The 19,227-nt window shown below is 59.1% G+C and carries 19 protein-coding genes and 6 tRNA genes; 9 read left to right on the top strand and 16 right to left on the bottom strand.

Annotated features, from left to right (window positions below; all coding sequences use genetic code 11):
- Positions 1-186 precede the first annotated feature (186 nt).
- From JJQ76_RS10860 to JJQ76_RS10850, 3 genes are all read left to right on the top strand, one after another.
- Positions 187-1,752, top strand: coding sequence for a phospholipase effector Tle1 domain-containing protein (locus tag JJQ76_RS10860; protein ID WP_210396847.1), 1,566 nt, complete (start codon positions 187-189; stop codon positions 1,750-1,752).
- Between the two features lie 40 nt (positions 1,753-1,792).
- The gene (locus tag JJQ76_RS10855; protein ID WP_210396846.1) at positions 1,793-2,641 is read left to right on the top strand and encodes a hypothetical protein; all 849 of its coding nucleotides are present in this window, start codon (positions 1,793-1,795) and stop codon (positions 2,639-2,641) included.
- Positions 2,642-2,725: 84 nt separating this feature from the next.
- Entirely contained in the window at positions 2,726-3,433 is a 708-nt protein-coding gene (locus JJQ76_RS10850; RefSeq protein WP_210396845.1) for a DUF445 family protein, read from the top strand.
- A gap of 811 nt (positions 3,434-4,244) precedes the next feature.
- On the opposite strand, the gene JJQ76_RS10845 is transcribed toward JJQ76_RS10850, so the two are convergent.
- Positions 4,245-4,706, bottom strand: coding sequence for an Lrp/AsnC family transcriptional regulator (locus JJQ76_RS10845; RefSeq protein ID WP_210396844.1), 462 nt, complete (start codon positions 4,704-4,706; stop codon positions 4,245-4,247).
- 163 nt (positions 4,707-4,869) lie between these two features.
- On the opposite strand from JJQ76_RS10845, the gene JJQ76_RS10840 reads away from it, so the two are divergent.
- On the top strand, positions 4,870-5,880 hold the full coding sequence (locus tag JJQ76_RS10840) for a nucleoside recognition domain-containing protein (protein WP_210396843.1): 1,011 nt from the start codon (positions 4,870-4,872) through the stop codon (positions 5,878-5,880).
- Positions 5,873-6,796 (top strand): EamA family transporter RarD, encoded by a 924-nt coding sequence (gene rarD, locus JJQ76_RS10835; RefSeq protein WP_210396842.1) that lies wholly within the window; start codon positions 5,873-5,875, stop codon positions 6,794-6,796. The genes JJQ76_RS10840 and rarD overlap by 8 nt, the downstream gene beginning before the upstream one ends.
- On the opposite strand, the gene JJQ76_RS10830 is transcribed toward rarD, so the two are convergent.
- From JJQ76_RS10830 to JJQ76_RS10770, 13 genes are all read right to left on the bottom strand, one after another.
- Positions 6,793-7,494, bottom strand: a complete 702-nt coding sequence (locus JJQ76_RS10830; RefSeq protein WP_210396841.1) for an AlbA family DNA-binding domain-containing protein — start codon at positions 7,492-7,494, stop codon at positions 6,793-6,795. The two genes, rarD and JJQ76_RS10830, sit on opposite strands and share 4 nt — an antisense overlap.
- Positions 7,495-7,506: 12 nt before the next feature.
- On the bottom strand, positions 7,507-7,893 hold the full coding sequence (locus tag JJQ76_RS10825) for a hypothetical protein (RefSeq protein ID WP_210396840.1): 387 nt from the start codon (positions 7,891-7,893) through the stop codon (positions 7,507-7,509).
- A gap of 76 nt (positions 7,894-7,969) precedes the next feature.
- Positions 7,970-10,606 (bottom strand): aminopeptidase N, encoded by a 2,637-nt coding sequence (pepN, locus tag JJQ76_RS10820; RefSeq protein WP_210396839.1) that lies wholly within the window; start codon positions 10,604-10,606, stop codon positions 7,970-7,972.
- A complete protein-coding gene (locus JJQ76_RS10815) occupies positions 10,603-11,469 on the bottom strand; it encodes a DUF2797 domain-containing protein (protein ID WP_210396838.1) in 867 nt (288 codons plus the stop codon). Before JJQ76_RS10815 ends, pepN begins: the two co-directional genes overlap by 4 nt.
- A complete protein-coding gene (locus JJQ76_RS10810) occupies positions 11,469-11,735 on the bottom strand; it encodes a YeaC family protein (RefSeq protein ID WP_246480597.1) in 267 nt (88 codons plus the stop codon). The genes JJQ76_RS10815 and JJQ76_RS10810 overlap by 1 nt, the downstream gene beginning before the upstream one ends.
- A 72-nt stretch (positions 11,736-11,807) precedes the next feature.
- Positions 11,808-12,671: a rhomboid family intramembrane serine protease gene (locus JJQ76_RS10805; RefSeq protein ID WP_210396837.1), complete on the bottom strand. Its 864-nt coding sequence runs from the start codon at positions 12,669-12,671 to the stop codon at positions 11,808-11,810.
- Positions 12,671-13,642, bottom strand: coding sequence for a metallophosphoesterase (locus JJQ76_RS10800; RefSeq protein WP_210396836.1), 972 nt, complete (start codon positions 13,640-13,642; stop codon positions 12,671-12,673). The genes JJQ76_RS10805 and JJQ76_RS10800 overlap by 1 nt, the downstream gene beginning before the upstream one ends.
- Before the next feature lie 222 nt (positions 13,643-13,864).
- A tRNA-Asp gene (locus JJQ76_RS10795) sits at positions 13,865-13,941 on the bottom strand.
- Between the two features lie 26 nt (positions 13,942-13,967).
- A tRNA-Val gene (locus JJQ76_RS10790) sits at positions 13,968-14,043 on the bottom strand.
- 14 nt (positions 14,044-14,057) lie between these two features.
- Positions 14,058-14,134, bottom strand: a tRNA-Asp gene (locus JJQ76_RS10785).
- Between the two features lie 31 nt (positions 14,135-14,165).
- Positions 14,166-14,241: transfer RNA gene (locus JJQ76_RS10780), tRNA-Val, on the bottom strand.
- A gap of 34 nt (positions 14,242-14,275) precedes the next feature.
- Positions 14,276-14,352: transfer RNA gene (locus JJQ76_RS10775), tRNA-Asp, on the bottom strand.
- 13 nt (positions 14,353-14,365) lie between these two features.
- A tRNA-Val gene (locus tag JJQ76_RS10770) sits at positions 14,366-14,441 on the bottom strand.
- Between the two features lie 227 nt (positions 14,442-14,668).
- On the opposite strand from JJQ76_RS10770, the gene syd reads away from it, so the two are divergent.
- Positions 14,669-15,226: a SecY-interacting protein gene (gene syd / locus JJQ76_RS10765; RefSeq protein ID WP_210396835.1), complete on the top strand. Its 558-nt coding sequence runs from the start codon at positions 14,669-14,671 to the stop codon at positions 15,224-15,226.
- Positions 15,227-15,265: 39 nt separating this feature from the next.
- A complete protein-coding gene (locus JJQ76_RS10760) occupies positions 15,266-15,835 on the top strand; it encodes a YajG family lipoprotein (RefSeq protein WP_210396834.1) in 570 nt (189 codons plus the stop codon).
- Between the two features lie 83 nt (positions 15,836-15,918).
- Here JJQ76_RS10760 and JJQ76_RS10755 read toward each other — a convergent pair whose 3' ends face one another.
- Positions 15,919-16,596 carry a DNA-3-methyladenine glycosylase I gene (locus JJQ76_RS10755; RefSeq protein WP_210396833.1) on the bottom strand — a complete coding sequence of 226 codons (678 nt, stop codon included), beginning with the start codon at positions 16,594-16,596 and terminating at the stop codon, positions 15,919-15,921.
- 149 nt (positions 16,597-16,745) lie between these two features.
- On the opposite strand from JJQ76_RS10755, the gene JJQ76_RS10750 reads away from it, so the two are divergent.
- Positions 16,746-17,960, top strand: a complete 1,215-nt coding sequence (locus tag JJQ76_RS10750; RefSeq protein WP_210396832.1) for a pyridoxal phosphate-dependent aminotransferase — start codon at positions 16,746-16,748, stop codon at positions 17,958-17,960.
- A gap of 26 nt (positions 17,961-17,986) precedes the next feature.
- Complete coding sequence (locus tag JJQ76_RS10745; RefSeq protein ID WP_210396831.1) at positions 17,987-18,292, top strand: hypothetical protein; 306 nt, start codon at positions 17,987-17,989, stop codon at positions 18,290-18,292.
- A gap of 13 nt (positions 18,293-18,305) precedes the next feature.
- On the opposite strand, the gene JJQ76_RS10740 is transcribed toward JJQ76_RS10745, so the two are convergent.
- The gene (locus JJQ76_RS10740) at positions 18,306-19,205 is read right to left on the bottom strand and encodes a class I SAM-dependent methyltransferase (RefSeq protein WP_210396830.1); all 900 of its coding nucleotides are present in this window, start codon (positions 19,203-19,205) and stop codon (positions 18,306-18,308) included.
- Positions 19,206-19,227 lie beyond the last annotated feature (22 nt).

The raw sequence follows: 19,227 nt of genomic DNA, 5'->3' as shown, positions 1-19,227 counted from the left end.
TGATGTATCGCAGCGAAGGGGGCTGCATCACCGGTGTTGCAGTGGCAGACCGCTCACGCACGCTCCCTCAGCCGGATCGGTGTCATTCGGTGATCACGCGCCACCGAACCCACGTTGTCGTTCGGCATCCTGATACGCCCCGCGCGAACTGCTTGTTCACGCCCACGGCACAGGGAGAAACGGACGATGGCCAAGATACTCTTCTTTAATTTCGACGGTACCGACAACGAACCCGCCGATGCCATGCAGGACAAGAACCTGCTTGGCATCGCCGAAGACGACAGCATCACCAATGTGCTCAAGTTCCATCTGCTGCTGGGCGGCAATCTTCAGCAAAAGACCGGCCACACCAAGCTGGCTGACGGCTCGCGTACCTTTTACTACAACGGCGTCGGCACCTACGGCAATTTCTTCGAGCGCAAATTCAACGCCGGCCTGGCCGCGGAATGCGCCGACGTATCAACCATCCTGCGGCTGGCCCGCAAGGACTTCAAAGAGCACTTCGGCAAAACCGACGACTACGACTACGTAGTGGTCACCGGCTTCAGCCGCGGTGCCGCATTAGCACGCCGTTTTGCCTCCATCATCAACGGCATGGTAGATAACCGTCAGATCATCATCGAAGGGGTGTACGATACCGTCGCCTCCATCGGCCTGCCCAATCTCAGCAGCCGCGACCGCCCCTCCTCCGACGTGGTATTCGAGCACGGCCACACCCTGCCCTCCAACGTACTGCGCGCCCTGCACCTAGTGTCTCTGGACGACAAACGCAAGGCGTTCCAGCCAACGCTGATGAATCAGGACGGCCGCGTTACCGAAATCTGGTTCCCCGGAGCCCACTCCGACGTCGGCGGGGGTTACAACTTTGATGGCCTGTCCGACAACTCGCTACGTTTCTTCCTCGACTGGTTTGAGGATCAGAAGGAGCTGGGGATCCGCTTCGGTTCCTCCAAGTCGATCAACTACGACGAGATCTTTGATGAGGAGCGGCGTCGCCACCTGCGTATCGGCGCCGATGACGTGCAGATCGACCCCAGCGCCTTCGGCGTCAATCACCAACAGGATCGCAACCCGCTGGTGGAGTACTTCACCCTCACCGACCGCCGTTGTTGCGTAATCCGCGACGACAAGGTAGTGGACACCGCCACCCCGCTGGTGCACTGGTCGGTAGCGCAACGGATCGGCGGCGACCGCGACTACCAGCCGGCATCACTACGCAATACCGCCCACCGGGTGATCTATCCAGACCACAGCGAGCAGGCCTTCATCGGCTTTTCAGAACACAAACTCAAGTACAAGAGCAACCTGCGCCTGCCCGATGCCGGCGGCATCGAAACCCGCGTTTACGCCCACCGCAAGTTCAATCACACCGGCATCTATCTGGAAGCAGGCAAGCGCTACGACATCAAGGTAGTTAATCCAACCAAGCAGCGCTGGGTAGACGGCAGCATCCACCCCGTCGATGGCCGCGGCTGGGATCGTGACGACGTGCGCCTGGGGCTGCAGGAGTTTGCCATCGCTGCGATGGAACCTTTCCGTCGGGTAACCAAGGACGGGGCCGGACGCGCGGCCAAATGGTTCACCCTCTGCGGTTGTATCGGCACCGACGACGAGCACGCCTTTGTGATCGCCAATAGCCTGAAGGGATTCAAGCCCGAGCGATCGGGCGAACTGTGCGCCTTTGCCAATGATCTGGACGGCTACTACGGCAACAACAGCGGCTATCTGCTGATCAGGGTGACTGCCGTCTGACGTAGCCCGCCAGCCAGCCACCAATAGAAGGAGGCTCACCATGCCCACAAAACAGAAATGCGTAGGCTTCCAATACCAGTCAAACCACCGCCTCAAGCCCAAAGGTGGCAAACGGGCCAGCGAGGAGGAGCGTCTGATCGTCGATACCCTCAACGGCATGTACAAACGCGGCAAGATTCCCAAGGAAGCACTGCCATGGCTACGCGAGCAAGCCTGGATGGAACTCGAGGCGATCAAAGCATCGGTCAAAGAGGGCCTGCCCCACTGGCCGGAACCCCACGCGGCGTTCAAACGAATGCGAACCATGACCGACTTTACTCAGATGACCCTGCATTCCAGCGTCGCTGGTCGGCATACCCTTTACGATACCGCTAACGGTGAAATTCTCGCCCAGAGCAGCTTTGAGGTTGCGGATAACAGCAGCAGCTGGGAACGTTTTATCAGTTCACCCGGCGTAGTAATTGAGCTGCTGGCCGAACTCATCGGACTGGCGATGTCATTGATCACCCGCGTGCCTGGAAGCGCCAAAAAGAAGATTAAGGAAGAGGCCAAGGATATGGCGCGCGATCCCCGCATTCGTGATCTGCTCAAGCAGTTGATCGAACTGATGCGCAACTGGCGTTCCAATCGCCGGTCACGGGAAAAACTGCGCGAACTGCTGAAAGCCTTTTTCGAATCGATCTCCGACCATCTTGAGGACCTGCTGGAAAACATTGTCGGCGGCATGCGCTGGTGGGAAGTCGCCACCGCTATCATGTCATTCCTGTTGGCACTAACACCCTGGGGCTGGCTGAAACGGGGAGCAGATTTCCTGATCGGTATGACGGCGCTGACCGGTTCGCTCTACAGCAAGTGGGAGGCGGCAAAAGCCGAGGCAGGCACGGCCTGACATCGGCGCACCGGCCGCGACTTGTAATCGCGGTAAGCGCCCCCATTGTCGGCTTCTGTCATTTTCAGAAGCCGATACCCTCCCATGAACAAAAGCCTGATAACCAACCTGATTGCGCTGGCGCTCACCCTCGCCGGTCATTTTCTCCAGCAACCGCTGCTACTCACCGCCGGTCTGTTCGCCCTCTCTGGGGCGGTCACCAACTGGCTGGCGGTGCACATGCTGTTTGAAAAGGTCCCCGGACTCTATGGCTCAGGTGTGATTCCCAGCCGCTTCGACGAGTTCAAGCAGGGGATCAAGAACCTGATCATGGAGCAGTTCTTTACCGAGCAGAACATCGAGCGCTTTCTCAAGGCCGACAGTGGCGTACAACCTGACCTGCACCTGGCGCCGGTGATCGACAAGCTGGATCTGGGGCCGTTGTTCGACGCCCTGGTCAAAGCGATCGAAGAGTCATCGCTCGGCGGCATGCTCAATATGGTGGGCGGTGTTGCGGTGCTGCAGCCGCTGCGGGAACCCTTTACCGCGAAGGCCAAGAGCAAGCTGGAGGAGATGACCCGCGAAGCGGAGTTCGTGCGCCTGCTGCGTGAAGAGCTGGGGCAACCCGACGTCATGGCAGAGATGAGCAGCAAAGTGGAACAGGTAGTCCAGCAGCGGCTGGACGAACTGACGCCGCAACTGGTGAAGGAGATCGTGGCGCAGATGATTCGCCAGCACCTGGGCTGGCTGGTGGTCTGGGGTGGCGTTTTTGGCGGCCTGATCGGGGTAGCGGCCGCCCTTGCTGGCGTTTGAGCTTACAGGGGTGTAACGGGCATTATTGGCGCCGAGTGGACATCTGAGATTGCTTCTATAAACGGTGTTTCAATCTCCTTCCACTGCAATCAGATGGTCTTTGTTCCGCCCACACGGGCGGGTCACCTTTTGTCCGTCGTGACAAAAAGTAACCAAAAAACACTCGCCCACAAAAGCCGCCCTGCGGGACCTGCGCGCTGAACGCCCTCGAGGGGCACAACAAAATGTCCGTCCCTGGCCATACTGTTGCGGCGGCGGCCATCCAGGCCTTGCCCCTGCGGGCTGAAACCCTCAAGGGCATCCAGTGCTCGTCGGCTTTCGGAGGGCCGGGGGTGCCAGCCGCATTCAGGGTGCCCTTACCTGTTTTTCGCACTTGAGTATGAATGCGGTAACCCGGCTGCGACTTAACCCCTTTGGAGCCGACGAGCACGGCGACGGGGATTCGATCAGGCCCGCGCAAAGCGCGGGGCGAGGCATGGACGCCGAGCCGGATTGCGGCACAGGCAGGTGCCGCCCGATCCGCCAGAATCACCGTTGCCGCGCGCAGTGGACCCGTAGGGCGGCGGAACCAGGGGAGCATAAGGCACAAGTAGTTCTTTCTTCCCCTGTTCTTTGGAACGTTTGCCAAAGAATAGGGCCGCCCGAGTGGGCGGAACAAAGGCTTTCAAGCAACACAGCAAATGAGCTTCAAACGCCATTGATTGAGTCGCTTCTCAGCCGAGCAAAAATGTCCGCTTCGCGACGGTTGCAGCCATTCCAACGAACTCCCGCCTTCGCAACCGACGCAACAGGATCTCCCAGGCATATCGACTCAAAGCTCAATGGCGGTATCGAACTTCTCCCTGCGCAGCGAGATCAACGAGCGAAACTTATTCAGCTGCGGATCACTGGCGAGATCACGGCGGGCGAAAGCCTCATAGGCTTGCATGTCCGGCACCTGCACCACCAGCACAAAATCGACCTCGCCGGTAACCTGATAACACTGACTCACCTCCGGCGCCGCCTGCATCTTGCGTACGAAGCTATCGTAAATATCCAGCTGATCACGGGTCATCTCCACCTCGACGATGATATTGAGGCGTTGCCCCACCTTAAGCGGGTCCACCAGCGCCACGTCACTGACGATATAACCCGCCTCACGCAGGCGCCGCACCCGGCGCAGACAAGCCGGCGGTGATAGCCCCACGGCTTCAGCCAGCGCTTGGTTGCTGATGCGGTTATTCTGCTGCAACCGATTCAGAATCCGGCGGTCGATTCGATCAATTTCGGCCATGTTAATTTTATTTCTCTTAATAGCATTTTAGTTTGCGTTAAATTTCTTTTAACCCATCAATTAGCAATATTATCTAATATATAGAAGCCACAAAGAAATCGTGAAAAATAAAACAGTACTAAACTGCTGAGCCGTTACCGAATCTCGTTGTGGTACAACGCTCATGCACCCGCACCTTAGTCTTCGCTCTTTTATCACCGCCACCCTGCCCGACCTCGGCAGAGAGATCTACTGCGTCTGCGCCACCCTGTTCAAGCTGATGATTCCGATCATCATTCTGGTCAAGATTCTGGAAGAGCTGGGTGCCATTCCGCTGCTGAGCCGGCTACTGGAGCCGCTTATGACGCTGGTGGGACTGCCGGAATCGATGGGACTGGTGCTAACCGCCAACCTGCTCAGCAATATGTACGCGGGGATGCTGCTGTTCTATCAGCTGGCTCCGGAACAAACCCTGACCGTGGCTCAGGTGACAGTACTCTGCGGCATGATGCTGATCGCCCATAGCTTGCCGGTCGAGGTAAGGATCGTGCAGAAAGCCGGAGTACGGTTACCGGTGGCGCTGGGAATCCGCCTCGGAGGCGCGCTGCTGTTCGGCATTTTACTGCATCAACTCTACAGCTGGGGCGGCTGGCTGCAACAACCGGTGACCCTGGCCTGGACCCCGCCGCCGGTAGACAACAGCTGGCATGGCTGGCTGCTGGGGCAGCTGCAGAGCTTGGTGGTGATCGTGCTGATCATTAGTACCCTGATCAGTCTGCTGCGCCTGCTCCGTTGGCTCCATATCGAACGGCTGATGATCTGGCTGTTACGACCGGTCATGCGGCTGCTGCGGATCGGCGAACAGGCGACCTCGCTGACCATCATCGGCATTACCCTGGGGCTGGCGTTCGGCGGAGGACTGCTGATTCGCGAAGCCCAGAGCGGCCGGATCAGTCGCCGCGACGTGTTTGCCGCCCTCTGTTTACTAAGCCTCTGTCACAGCCTGATCGAGGATACCCTGCTGGTACTGCTGCTGGGAGCAGATCTAGCCGCAGTGCTCTGGGGCCGATTGCTGTTCAGCTTGGTTTTTGTGGCGCTGATGACCCGCTGGCTGGACCGAACCAGCCCCGCCTTCCAGCAACGCTACCTGTTCCGCCCCCTCCATGACGCCCCACGGGAGCCCGTCCATGCCTGAACAGCCCGAGCTTCGTCGCGGTGTTTACTTCGCCCTTGCCGCCTTCAGCCTGTGGGGACTGGCACCGATCTACTTCAAGACGGTGGCCAGCGTCGCGCCACTGGAAGTGCTGGCCCACCGCATAGTGTGGTCAGTACTGCTGCTCGGCGTGCTGCTTTGGCTGAGCCGACGCTGGCAAAGTCTGCTGGCGCTGCTGCGTCAACGGCGTCTACTTGGCGGGCTGATGTTGTCTGCGCTGCTCATCTCCGCCAACTGGGGCGTATTTATCTGGGCGGTGAGCGATAACCGAATTCTGGAGACCAGCCTCGGATACTTTATCAATCCGCTGGTCAGTCTGCTGCTGGGGATGCTGTTTCTGGGCGAGCGGTTACGACCGGCACAGTGGGGCGCGATCGCACTGATGGGCATCGCGGTGGGCTATCAGTTGATTCTGCTGGGAAGCCTGCCGGCGGTGGCGCTGGTGCTGGCGTTCTCGTTCGGCTTTTACGGTCTGGTACGCAAGAAGTTGTCGGTCGATCCCATCATCGGCTTGTTTGTGGAAACGCTGCTGGTCACCCCCTTGGCGCTGGCTTACCTTGCCTGGGGGCAGGCACATGGCGGTCTAGCGTTCACCGCTGGGGATACAACGCTGAGTCTGTTGCTATTCGCCGCCGGGATCGTCACCACTCTGCCGTTGCTCTGTTTTGCTGCGGCTACCGTAAGGCTCAGCCTCACCTGGATCGGCATGTTTCAGTATCTGGCGCCCAGTATCGCTTTTCTACTGGCGGTGTTTTACTACCAGGAACCCCTTGATGGTGCCCGAATGCTGACCTTTGTGTTGATCTGGATCGCGCTGGCGCTGTTCACCGCTGAGGGGTGGTGGAATAAACGCCGTCTGCCCCCGGCAATGCCGGTTAATCCCCCCGGCGTCAGCTAGGACTTGTGGGTGTTAATCACGTCACGCAGTTGCTGCATCTCAGCGCGCAATTCTTCCAGCGTCACCTCCGGCGAACGCCCGTCGGCCCCGCCAAGGATGCTGCAGATCTGCTGATCCAGATGCCCCAAACGGTCACTGACGCCGAGAATCCCCTCGTTGAGGGCCTCATTGACCAGGCCGACCTGATTCTCCAACTGGTACACCGCGTTGCGAAAGCGAGATAGAAACTGCTCGCCCTCGCGGTCCATAAAAATCGCCAGCAGCTCGTCAGGAAACAGCGCCCGAATGCGACCGTCGGTGCGGATGGCATACTCGCCGCGCTGGGTGCAGTAGGGTTTGTGGCGGCCACTGGCGATCTCGATCCGCAGGAAGGGCTGGCGGGAGACGTTTTCGACGAACACCTCAATGTCGAGATTGGGTATACAGTCGGTGGCCTTGTTGATGATGCTCATGCGGGCGGTGTCATCGACCGGGCAGCCCACGACACATCCACGCTGAACGCCATCGCCGGTAGTGTATTCGTCCACACCGACCAGCACCGCACCGCCAAGCGGACTGTTGGCAAAGGCCACCAGGGTACGGGTTTTGATGCCGGAAAGGTCGCGCTTGAAATCGACGTTAATCCCTTCCGGCATTTTCAGCAGTTGATGACAGCGCTGGCTGATGCCTCGAAATTCGCGCTGACCGCCACTGCTCATGGTGGACGGCCGTTACTGATACAGACCGTCGTCTTCCAGATTCAGCGGATTTTCCAGCTGATCATCATCACGGAAGAACGCGGTGGTGTCCTGAAACATCAGCCCTTTGCCGCTAAACCAGCGGCCGAGCTCCTCCATCGCATCTTCCGCCTGTGCTTTGTGCACCTGAGCGGTAATGATCTGATAGAAGTAAACCCCCAGCAACGCAAAGGCAGCGCCAAGGAAAAACTCGGACTGGAACGAAAACAGCCCCACCACGACCCCCACCAACCACAAACGGCTGGCCTTGGCCTGCTTCAGCGCGTCATTAGCTTCAGCGGCATCGCTGTGGTGACTGAGGTACTGGCGGTAGCGGGACTGGACATCGGACTTGATGTCGGAGGAGAGCGTATCGGGCATCGTTCAGGTTCCTGTAGAGCGATTGGTTCACCGCCGCGCCGGTTGTGCGGCGCGGCGAATGTTGAGTATAGCCGGCTCAGGCGAGGGTCTTGGTAACCACTTCATAGCTGTCCGGCGACAGTTTGTCAGCATCACGGATCCGTTCCAGCTCCGCCTGCATCAATGCACGGCGCTTGGCGTCGTAACGTTTCCAGCGCGTCAGCGGCCCCAGCAGACGCGAGGCGATCTGCGGATTACGCGCATCCAGCGTCAGTATCTGATCGGCCAGAAAACGGTAGCCGGCACCATCGGTGCGATGAAAGTGAACCGCATTCTGGCCACAGAATACGCCGATCAGGGCGCGCACCTTGTTAGGATTCCCCATGTCGAACGCCGGGTGCTTCATCAGTCCCCGTACCGTATCGAACACATCAGGGCGATCAGCACTGGCTTGTACACTGAGCCACTGGTTCACCACCAGCGCATCGTGCTGCCACTGGTTATAGAAACTTTCCAGCGCCGTTTCCCGGGCATCATCGTCGTCACAACTGGCCAGCAACGACAACGCCGCCAGCGTATCGGTCATGTTGTCCGCAGTTTCGAACTGCTCCTGCGCCAGCACCAGATCCTGCGGCCGCTCCAGTGCCATCAAATACCCCAGGGCACTGTTCTGCAGCGCACGGCGCGCGATCGCCTCCGCGCTGAGTTCAAACTTGCCGTTGCTGCGGTTGTGGCGATAGGCGTCCATAAACAATCCTTGCAGCTGTTCAGCCAAGGCGCGGCGGACGAACTGGCGCACATGGTGAATGGCATCAACATCGATCTCCTCAGCCAGTTGGCCCAGATAGGCCTCGGAGGGCAGCGCCAGCATTTTGGCTACCATAGCCGGGTCGAGGCTTCGATCAGCCAACACCTGCTGATAGGCGGTGATCAAGCGCTGGTCGACCTCCAGATCACGGTCAGCACGATAGTCAGCGACCAGCTGCTGGATCACCTGCACCGCCAGCTGCTGACCGGCATCCCAGCGGTTAAAGCCGTCGCTGTCGTGGGCCATCAGAAAAGTCAGTTGGTCACGGCTGTAGGGGTAGCTGAGAATCACCGGCGCGGAAAAGCCGCGCAGCAGCGACGGTACTGGCCTGCAGGGCAGGTTTTCAAACACAAAGCTCTGCTGCGCCTGGTCAAACGAGAGCACCTGGCTAGTGGCACCACTGTCATCGAGGGCCAGTTCATTGCCCTGCTCGTCCAGCAGGCCAAGCGCCACCGGGATCACAAAGGGCGCTTTTTCGCTGGCTTCGGGCGTTGCTGGACAGCTCTGTTTCAAAGTCAGGGTGTAACGCCCGGTGGAGGCATCATAATCATCAGAGGCATCCACTCGCGGCGTACCTGCTTGAGAGTACCAGCGCTTGAACTGGGTCAGGTCGAGCCCGGAGACCTCCGCCATGCAGGCAACAAAATCGTCAGTGGTGACCGCCTGGCCGTCGAAACGCGCGAAGTAGAGATCAGAACCCTCGCGGAACTTCTCCGGCCCCAAAAGGGTGTGCAGCATGCGCACCACCTCCGCACCCTTTTCATAGACCGTCAGGGTGTAGAAGTTGGAGATTTCGATAAAGGACGCTGGCCGCACTGGGTGCGCCATGGGTCCTGCGTCCTCGGCGAACTGCTGGGTCCGCAGCAGGGCGACGTCCTCGATCCGCTTGACCGTGCGCGACCCCATATCAGCGGAGAACTCCGAGTCGCGGAATACCGTGAAGCCCTCCTTCAGGCTGAGCTGGAACCAGTCGCGACAGGTGACCCGATTACCGGACCAGTTGTGGAAGTACTCGTGGGCGACGATCCCTTCGATGCGCTGGAAGGCGCTGTCAGTAGTGGTTTCCGGTTTGGCCAGTACACAGGAGGAGTTGAAAATATTGAGCCCCTTGTTCTCCATCGCTCCCATATTGAAGTGATCGACCGCCACAATCATAAAAATGTCGAGGTCGTATTCACGCCCGTACACCTCTTCGTCCCAGCGCATCGATTTTTTCAGTGACTCGATGGCGTGATCACACTTGTCCAGATTCTGCTTTTCAACAAACAGCCGCAGGGCGATCTCGCGCCCGCTCCGGGTCACGAAGCGGTCTTCGACCTTTTCCAGATCACCGGCCACCAGCGCGAACAGGTAAGCAGGCTTGGGAAAGGGGTCTTCCCAGGTCACCCAGTGGCGGCCGTTCTGTTCGCCCTCGGCCACCGGGTTTCCGTTGGAGAGCAGCACCGGATAGTCCACCCGGCTGGCGTGAATGGTGGTGGTAAACACCGACATCACATCGGGGCGATCAAGATAATAGGTGATCTTGCGAAAGCCTTCCGCCTCACACTGGGTGCAGAACATGCCGTTGGATCGGTATAACCCCTCCAGCGACGTGTTCTCCTGCGGTTTGATCAGGGTGACACACTCCAGCTCGAACGGCTCGGTGAAGCTGCCGGTGACTTCCAGCCCCTCATCGTCGATCCGGTATTCATCGGCGTTAAGGTCTCGTCCGTCGACCACCAGCCGGCGCAGCACCAGCGAGCTGTCGCCATGCAGACGCAGGGGGATATCGCGTTCGTCCGAGGCGGGATTGCGCCGCATCGACAGGCGCGACTTGACCAGTGTTGCCTTCTCGCCCAGCTCGAAATGGAGCGCGGTACGCTCGATCAGAAAAGGCGGAACGCGGTAATCCTTGAGGTGGATAGTACGAGGGTTGTTCTTGCTCATGATGCGGGTAAATCCTTGGCTGCCGGCGCCTCGGCGGACAGTTCCACCTGATAGGCACCGTACTTGCGTACATTGATAACTCCGGTATCCAGAATCAGATATTGGCCCTTGATTCCCTCCAGGGTTCCTTCGATCTCCGGTGTTTTGTCGAGATTAAGCGCCGTGACCTTGAGCGGATAGTTGCGCACCGGGTAGTCGATTTGCAGCGGTTCGACATCGTAAACCGGCTGGATCGCCTGCACCCCGTATTGCTGCTGCAACGCCTGTAACGGCTCACGGCACTGTTGCAGCAGCAGTTCGCGAAAGGCGGCCAGATCCTGAGACTCGGGGACCCCCTTCAGCATGCGCTGCCACTGGGTGCGATCGGTGACATGCTCACGCAGAATCGCTTCCACCAAGCCCGATTGCTGCCGGGTCGCCACCCGCAGTATCGGCAGCGCCTGGGTTGCCCCCTGATCAAGCCAGCGGGTTGGCACCTGGCTGACCCGGGTGATCCCCACCTTGATACCGCTACTGTTAGCCAGATAGACCAGATGATCGGTCATGCAGTTACGTTCGCCCCAGGCTTCATCACGGCAGGTGCCAGCGTGAAAATGGCAATGTTCCGGCGCCATGATGCAGCGGTCACACTCCGGCAGCCTGGTAAAGCAGGGGTAGCAGTAGCCCTGGCTGAAACTTTTTTTGGTCTTGCGACCACAGGCGAGACAATGAATACCGCCGGTATGGCGCAGCTGAATCCGCTGCCCCAGCAGGGGGTTCATCGCCACCTGCTGATCATCCAGACGAAAGTGATACTCCGCCGGCTCGCCCAGCGCCACCTGCATTTTGCGCAGCGTCCCCGCGCCCAGTGCGACGAAACTCATCAGCTGTTAAGAATCCGGATGATATCTTCGGTGCTCTGGCTGGGTCCGTGCTGGGTCCCGTCCGGTTTGGTGCGATCGATATAGCCCACCCGCTGCTCTTCCGGCAGGTGCTTGGCATCGTAGGCGATCACCGCTTGCAGACAGGCCTCACGCTCTTCGCTACTCAGGCGGCGGCCATCCGGCCACTTACCTAACTCGACCGCGGTTTTCATCGCCGCATGGACTTCCGGGGTCATTACTTCAAGAAGTTGTTCAAAGGTCATCATGGTTCAGATCTCACAACAGCAGACGGGGTGGTGACGAACCACCAAAACGGGCTCATGGTAGCACGGGATAACCTACCCGCGCCGCCACAAGCGATGGCGCAACAGGTACACCACCGGCGTGGCCAGCAATCCCGACAACAACCCGATCAGGTGTGCAGTATTGGCGATCGACCCCATCCCCATCGCTTCGATGGCACCGCTGACACCCAGCACCAACCAGATCATCATAAAGGTCATCAGCGCAGGAGGCAGGCCGAAACGGCGTTCCGGATTGAGGCGATCCCACAGCCAGGTATACCCCATCAGGCCAAAAATCACCCCGGACAATCCGCCAAACAGCGGCCCGGTCATCAGATATTGCGCCAGGTTGGAAACAATACCGGTAAACAGCACCAGCACCACCAGCACCCGGCGTTTTTGCAGGTGCTCGATCCGCCGCCCCAGCTCCCAGGTCCAAAGCAGGTTGAACACCAGATGCAGCACGCTGAAGTGAACAAATATCGGGGTAACCCAGCGCCACCACTGCCCGCTTTCGATCAGGGTACCCAGACTCTGGAACAGCAGCTGCTGCCCCTGAAAATTGAAATCGACGAAGGTAAACCAATGCAGCCAGTTCAGATTGTCACCCAGGCCGGTGATCACAGCCACCAGCAGACTGATGCCGATCAGTGCCATAGTCACCGGATAGAAATGGATACTCAGGCGCAACCCTGACGAGCGCCCGGGGGCAACGGCAACCGCCTCGTCGGCCAGCGATTCACCGTCGCGCCAACGCTCGAACTGACGGGTAACAAAATCAACGTCACTCTCGCGCCCCAGCCACAGCTGCTGTTGGCCATCAAAGTGGGTAATCCGGTGGGGAATCTGTTGTCGCCACAGAAACGCGGCGAAATCACGCAGGTCCACAGAAGCGGGCAGCTCCATCAATTTATGCATCAACGACTCAGCTCCTCGTCCGGAAGGTCTCCGCTTTCGACCGGCACGGCGACGAATTTATCCGCCCGCAAGGTAGATTCGCCATCCATCCGATAAGCCACCAGTTTACCCGCTTTGACCGCACTGTAGTCCAGACAGGCGATATTGGGGGTGATCGGAGCAGGGTCACCCTGGCGCCAGTAATGCCCGATAAACAGTGGCGGCTCGGTGGCCCCGTAATGCAGCAACTGATCCCGTTCGGCTCCGCTGAGCGGCTGCCCCGCGATATGAGCAGGCAACGGATCGGGCTGAAACAGCAGATCGGCATGAGTTACGGCGCTGGAGTGCCAAAACTTGGTGCGGTAGACATGACGACGGTAACCGTCAGCGCTGACCATCACCTCGCCGTTAGGCAGATAAAGGTAAGTACCACGCAATAGCCGGTCAGCCACCTGCCACTCAAAACAGCCGCGTTCCGCGGAGCGCGCCAGAAAACGGTCGTCGGAAAAATCGACAACCCCGCGCCGGCGCAACTGGTCAATCAACTGCTGGTCCCAGCAAGCGTGAATCACCCGAAAAGCACCCAGGTCGAGATAGAGAGGCAAGGTGCGAAACCAGGCCAGGTAATCCTGCCACTCATCGGGGTGCTGGCTGAACTGATCCAGGGTTTCACGAATCTGACGCTCATGACGGGGGCCGTGGTCGCGCAAAAAACCGCCCGCCTCATTCGGCGTGTGATAAGCAATGGCGTTGTATTCATGGTTGCCGATGACGATCTGCGCCGCACCACGCTCTACCATCGCGCGCACTAACGCCAGCGATTCGCGAACCCGGTTACCCCTATCAACAATATCCCCGATGAAGATAGCCCGACGCTCCTGGTGGCGATAGCACCCCTGCTGCAGCCGATAGCCCATCGACTCCAGTAGGTGGGTCAGTGTCTGTGCACAGCCGTGCACATCCCCGATCAGGTCGTACCCTTGAACCGCCAAAAGACCTCCTCGACATCGCACTACACTCCTAGCCTAGGGGAGTAGCAGTGATCATGGAAGCGCTAGTGTAACCGATGGATTCAACGGTGATTATGCGGCTTTTGGGTAGCCGGACCACAATGCCGGGCACCAGCGGCAACTGACGCATCGCCGCCAACGGGCAGACAAGCCGATACCAAAGGAGGCCGTAACGAAATAAAAACGAGGAAAGGTCAACAGAAGTGGCGGAACGGACGGGACTCGAACCCGCGACCCCCGGCGTGACAGGCCGGTATTCTAACCAACTGAACTACCGCTCCGCAGCGATAAAAAACGGTTCGAGCGATGGTGGGCGTGGAGAGGATCGAACTCCCGACATCCACCTTGTAAGGGTGGCGCTCTCCCAGCTGAGCTACACGCCCATCAGGATCGTAAGTGGCGGAACGGACGGGACTCGAACCCGCGACCCCCGGCGTGACAGGCCGGTATTCTAACCAACTGAACTACCGCTCCGCAGCGATAACGATCTGAACCGTCTTGACAGTGGTGGGCGTGGACGGGATCGAACCGCCGACATCCACCTTGTAAGGGTGGCGCTCTCCCAGCTGAGCTACACGCCCACTGTCAATTGCATCAAACAATGCAACTAAAAGTTGGCGGAACGGACGGGACTCGAACCCGCGACCCCCGGCGTGACAGGCCGGTATTCTAACCAACTGAACTACCGCTCCGCTTCAAGAAACGTGGTGGGCGTGGACGGGATCGAACCGCCGACATCCACCTTGTAAGGGTGGCGCTCTCCCAGCTGAGCTACACGCCCCGCGTTTCAAGAGCTGCGAATTTTACGCGTTTTCGGACCGCTGTCAAACCTTCGGTGAAAGTTTTTTTAAACCGACTGAGGTTGCCGAAAAAACATGCAATAACGCACTGAAATCGACTAAATATGCCGCAAAAACAACCTTCGCTTACACTCTGGCGCGAATCACTGGCGACCCAGATCCGGCGATGGCATCATCTGCCTAAACACCACCGCTTGATCAGGACCCCATGCCCGTAACCGTCACCCAGGCCCTCGACCGCTTTATTGAGCACTATCTGCAGGCGCAGCTCGCCCGCTACGGCGACCTGCCCCGGTTGGAACACGATCCCGACTGGCCCTCCCCCTGCCTGCAGGGCGAGCCCGATCCACAGGGACTACAACGCTGGCAGCCGGTTCTACAGAGCGAACCGACCGACCTGTTCGAGCGTTTGGCCGAAGCACTGGGAGAACCTGTTCACAACGACATCGCCGCTTACTACAGTCGTTACTGGTCCGATCCGCTGCGGGCTAGTTGCGCCACCGGCGATCTCAGCTTGCTGTTTGTCTGGAATGCAGAGGATTTAGAGCGTTTGCGCGGCAACCTGATCGGTCACCTGTTGGATTGCCGTCGGCGCAAACGCCCCGACGCACTATTCTTTGCCTGCACCGAGCCGGAGGATTACGTCCTCAGCATCGACAACCAGAGTGGCGAGGTACTGCTGGAACAGCCCGGCTCACCAAAATTCGATATCGTCGCGCCGTCGCTGGCAGGGTTTATCGATTCACTTCGCCCCAACATTGACTAATATGGCAACTTATCCGCTCCACCACAGGGATCTAACAACATGAACAAAGGTTTCGCCATTTTCGCTTTTTCGCTTGCCCTGACGGCCTGTGCCTCCAGCCCGCAACAGGTAAAACTGCAACCTCAAGTTGAGGTCAACAGCCGGCTGGCCAAACAACCGGCGGTTAACCTCACCATCAGCGACAACCGGCCCTCGCCATCGCTTGGCACCCGGGGCGGTGTTTACGGCGGATCCAACCATATTACGCCGGCCCGCAGCCTGTCCGACAGTATCTATCCTGTGGCCAGCAAGGCATTGACTGAACTGGGCGCTCGTATGAACGCCAGCAGCCCGTTCCCGGTCGATCTGCGGCTAGAGGTGGAGCAGCTCAGCTACACCGTCGACGAGAACAGCACCCTGCCCCTGCAAGTAGAACTGAAAGCGGCTATTCGTGCGGTCGCCAACAAAAACGGCCGTTCGTTCTCCGGGCGCTACGAATCCAGCAAGCTGCATAAGTTCGTCACTTCGCCGTCAGAAGAAAAAAACGAAGAGGTGATCAACGACGTTCTTTCCACCACGCTGAACCGTGTGTTCAACGACCCCAAGCTGCTCACCTTTATGGAGCAGTAGCTTCCCGGCCCTACCGGTATCAGTGAACAACGGCCGCCCTCGCGGCCGCTTTTCTTTAGCCGGCGACTCTCTTCCACCTAGCGCTAGGACTGCCCCGTACCAACCGTATGCGCCAGCAGATGACTGATATGACTCAACGGCAGCCCGCTCTGATCGTGCCAGCGGTTAAACGCCTGCTGGACCAATCCAAGATCCCGCTTGGAGGTTGGCATGCGGTCGACTACCTGCTGCGCCTTGAGCGCCGCCACCACATCCGGCGACAAACGAAAGGTATCCTTGCCAATCAGACGCAGAAACGCGGCACCCGATTGCCCACCCAAATGAGCCCCCTGCTGTTTCAGCACGCTCCACAAACCGACAATCTCAGCTCCGGGCCAGGCGGCGATAAAACGCGCAAAACTGCCGTGCTCCATCGCCAGCTCGCACACCATCTGGGCATTGTGACGCACCGATTTGAGCTTGCCCCAGTGACGGATCAACGCCCCGTTCTGCATCAGCGCTTCCAGCTGTTCATCACTCATCAACACAATACGCTGCGGGTCAAAACCATGAAACGCCTGCTCAAATGCCGGCCACTTGGCATCCACCAGACTGTGCTTGAGGCCGGCACGAAACACCCGCCGGCAAAGGTCTGACAACAACCGGTCATCGCCCTGCTGCGCCAGCAACTCCGGCGCTACTACCCGCGGCAAGCGGGCCAGGATCGCGTCCCGATCGGGGCGCTGATCGACATAGTCGATGACCCACTGACAATCGTGCATAAAAAATCCTCCAAAAGGCTGCCTTGAGGCGTGTTGCAAGCGCAACAAAGCCGCGTATGATACGGGATTCAGCCGCAGTTACCGGGTTGTTGCAGGCGAGCGATCAAGACTCGCCGCCCCCGCGGCACCAGTTTGAGTCAGGATACACAATGACGGTTTTCAGAAAGTCCAACAAATTGATCAACGTCTGCTATGACATCCGCGGCCCGGTCCTCGAAGAAGCCAAGCGATTGGAGGAGGAGGGGCAGCGCGTGATCAAGCTGAACATCGGCAATCCAGCCCCGTTTGGCTTCGATGCCCCGGAAGAGATTATTCAGGATGTGATTCACAACCTGCCTTCCGCCCAAGGCTACTGTGATTCCAAAGGACTGTTCGCAGCGCGCAAGGCCGTCATGCACGAGTGCCAGCGGCGCAAGATTGCCGGCGTTACCATCGACGACATCTATCTCGGTAACGGCGTCAGCGAGCTGATCGTAATGGCGATGCAGGCGCTGCTCAACGATACCGACGAGATGCTGATTCCGGCACCGGACTACCCGCTCTGGACCGCGGCTGTGAGCCTGGCTGGCGGCACCCCGGTACACTACCGCTGCGATGAAGGCGCGGGCTGGCTGCCAGATATCGATGACATCAAGAGTAAAATCACCGAGCGCACCCGCGGCATCGTGGTCATCAACCCCAACAACCCTACCGGTGCGGTCTATCCCAAAGCGCTGCTGGAGGAGCTGGTCGAACTGGCACGCCAGCACAACCTGATCCTGTTTGCCGACGAAATCTACGACAAGATCCTTTACGACGAGGCCGAGCATGTTTGCCTTGGTTCGCTGTCAGAGGACGTGCTGACCCTGACCTTCAACGGCCTCAGCAAGAACTACCGCTCTGCCGGCTTCCGTGCCGGTTGGGTGATCGTCAGCGGCCCCAAGCACCGGGCGAGGGATTACATCGAAGGGCTGGACATGCTCTCCAACATGCGCCTGTGCGCCAACGTGCCGGCCCAGAACGCTATCCAGACGGCCCTCGGTGGCTACCAGAGCGTCAACGACCTGATCGTACCGGGCGGACGCCTCTACGATCAGCGCGAACTGGCCTACAACCTGCTGAGTGAGATCCCCGGGGTGTCCTGCGTCAAACCGCAGGGTGCCATGTACCTGTTCCCGAGGCTGGACCCCAAGGTCTACCCGATTCACAACGACGAAAAGATGGCGCTGGACCTGCTGATCCAGCAGAAGGTGCTGATCGTTCAGGGCTCGGGCTTCAACCTGCCCGACACCCAGCATTTCCGCCTGGTCTTCCTGCCACGCGAGGACGATCTGGAAGACGCCATCGGCCGCATTGGCCACTTCCTGCGCGGCTACCAGCAGTAGCCGCCCACAACGAGAAGGACACTCCCATGCGTCGTACCTTGCTGCCCCTGTTGTTGATCGCCCTGCTAGCCCCGGCGGTGCAGGCCGCCCCGGTGGCCAACGACATCGCCGTACTGTGCCAGAAGACCCATCCGGGCCTGCGCGCGGTGCAAAGCTTTTGCATCAAGCAGCACCGCAATTATCACGACTGGCTGCAGTACGAACGCAAACGGATCTTCAACAACAAGAAATCGTTGGCCCATCTGGACAGTTGCGTTGCCAAGAACTACCCCGACTATCGTCAGGCATTCGACTGCGCCACCGCCAAACCGACCCTGTTCGGGCTGTTTTAGTAAACGCTAACCGCTAATCCGGAAGCCGGTAACGCAACACCTTGAGACTGCGTTCAGGGTCCGCTTCGGGAAACGCATCCGGATTGGCGATCCGCTCGACAAACTGCAGCGCCGGCGCGCGTTCGGCCATATGTTGTTGCAGGAAAGCACAGTTCCGACCGGGATCGTTCAGACACAACAGCACCTCGCCACCCGGCACTAACAACCGCTCCAGCCGGCCCATCAGGCGCGGGTAATCCTTTTCCACCGCAAAGCTGCCCGGCTGATAGGAAGGCGGGTCAACAATGATCAGTTCATAGGGACCGGCCTTGGTCAGCTTGCCGAAGGAGCGAAACAGTTCATGGCCCAGATAACGCACCTGCGGCCCATCCATATCATTGAGGCGATGATTCTCACGCCCCTGCGCCAGCGCGCCGCGGCTCATATCAAGATTGATTACCTCATCGGCACCGCCAGCCAATGCCGCTAGCGAAAATGAGCAGGTGTAAGCAAACAGATTGAGCACCCGCCGTCCGCGAGCATTTTCACGCACCCACTGACGGCCGGCAGCCATATCAAGAAAGAAGCCGCTATTCTGGTTGCGCCCCAACCGCACCTGATAGCGCAGCCCCCGCTCGGTAACTACCAGCGTATCCGGCAACTCGCCCCAGGCTGCCTCGGTGGGTGCACCGCGCAGGTAGCGTCGCTGCACCAGCACCCCACGAACCCCCTCAATAGCGGCTGCGGCAGCGATCCAGCCCGCCAGTCGCTCGACTTCCTCGTGATAAAGGGTGATCAGGACCAGCGGTGGTAACAGATCGACGTTGACGTGCAGATGCTCCGGGAAGCAATGACCGCGGCCGTGAAACAAGCGGCATGCATCGCCTTCGCTAGCTTTATCCAACGCCTGGAGCGCATTGATCAGGGGGTCCATAACAGGGCCTATCGACATTAAA

Source organism: Motiliproteus sediminis, from assembly GCF_017912535.1.
GTDB lineage: Bacteria > Pseudomonadota > Gammaproteobacteria > Pseudomonadales > Balneatricaceae > Motiliproteus > Motiliproteus sediminis.
Note: the sequence above shows the minus strand (reverse complement) of the source record. Positions and strands in the feature narration are given on the sequence as shown.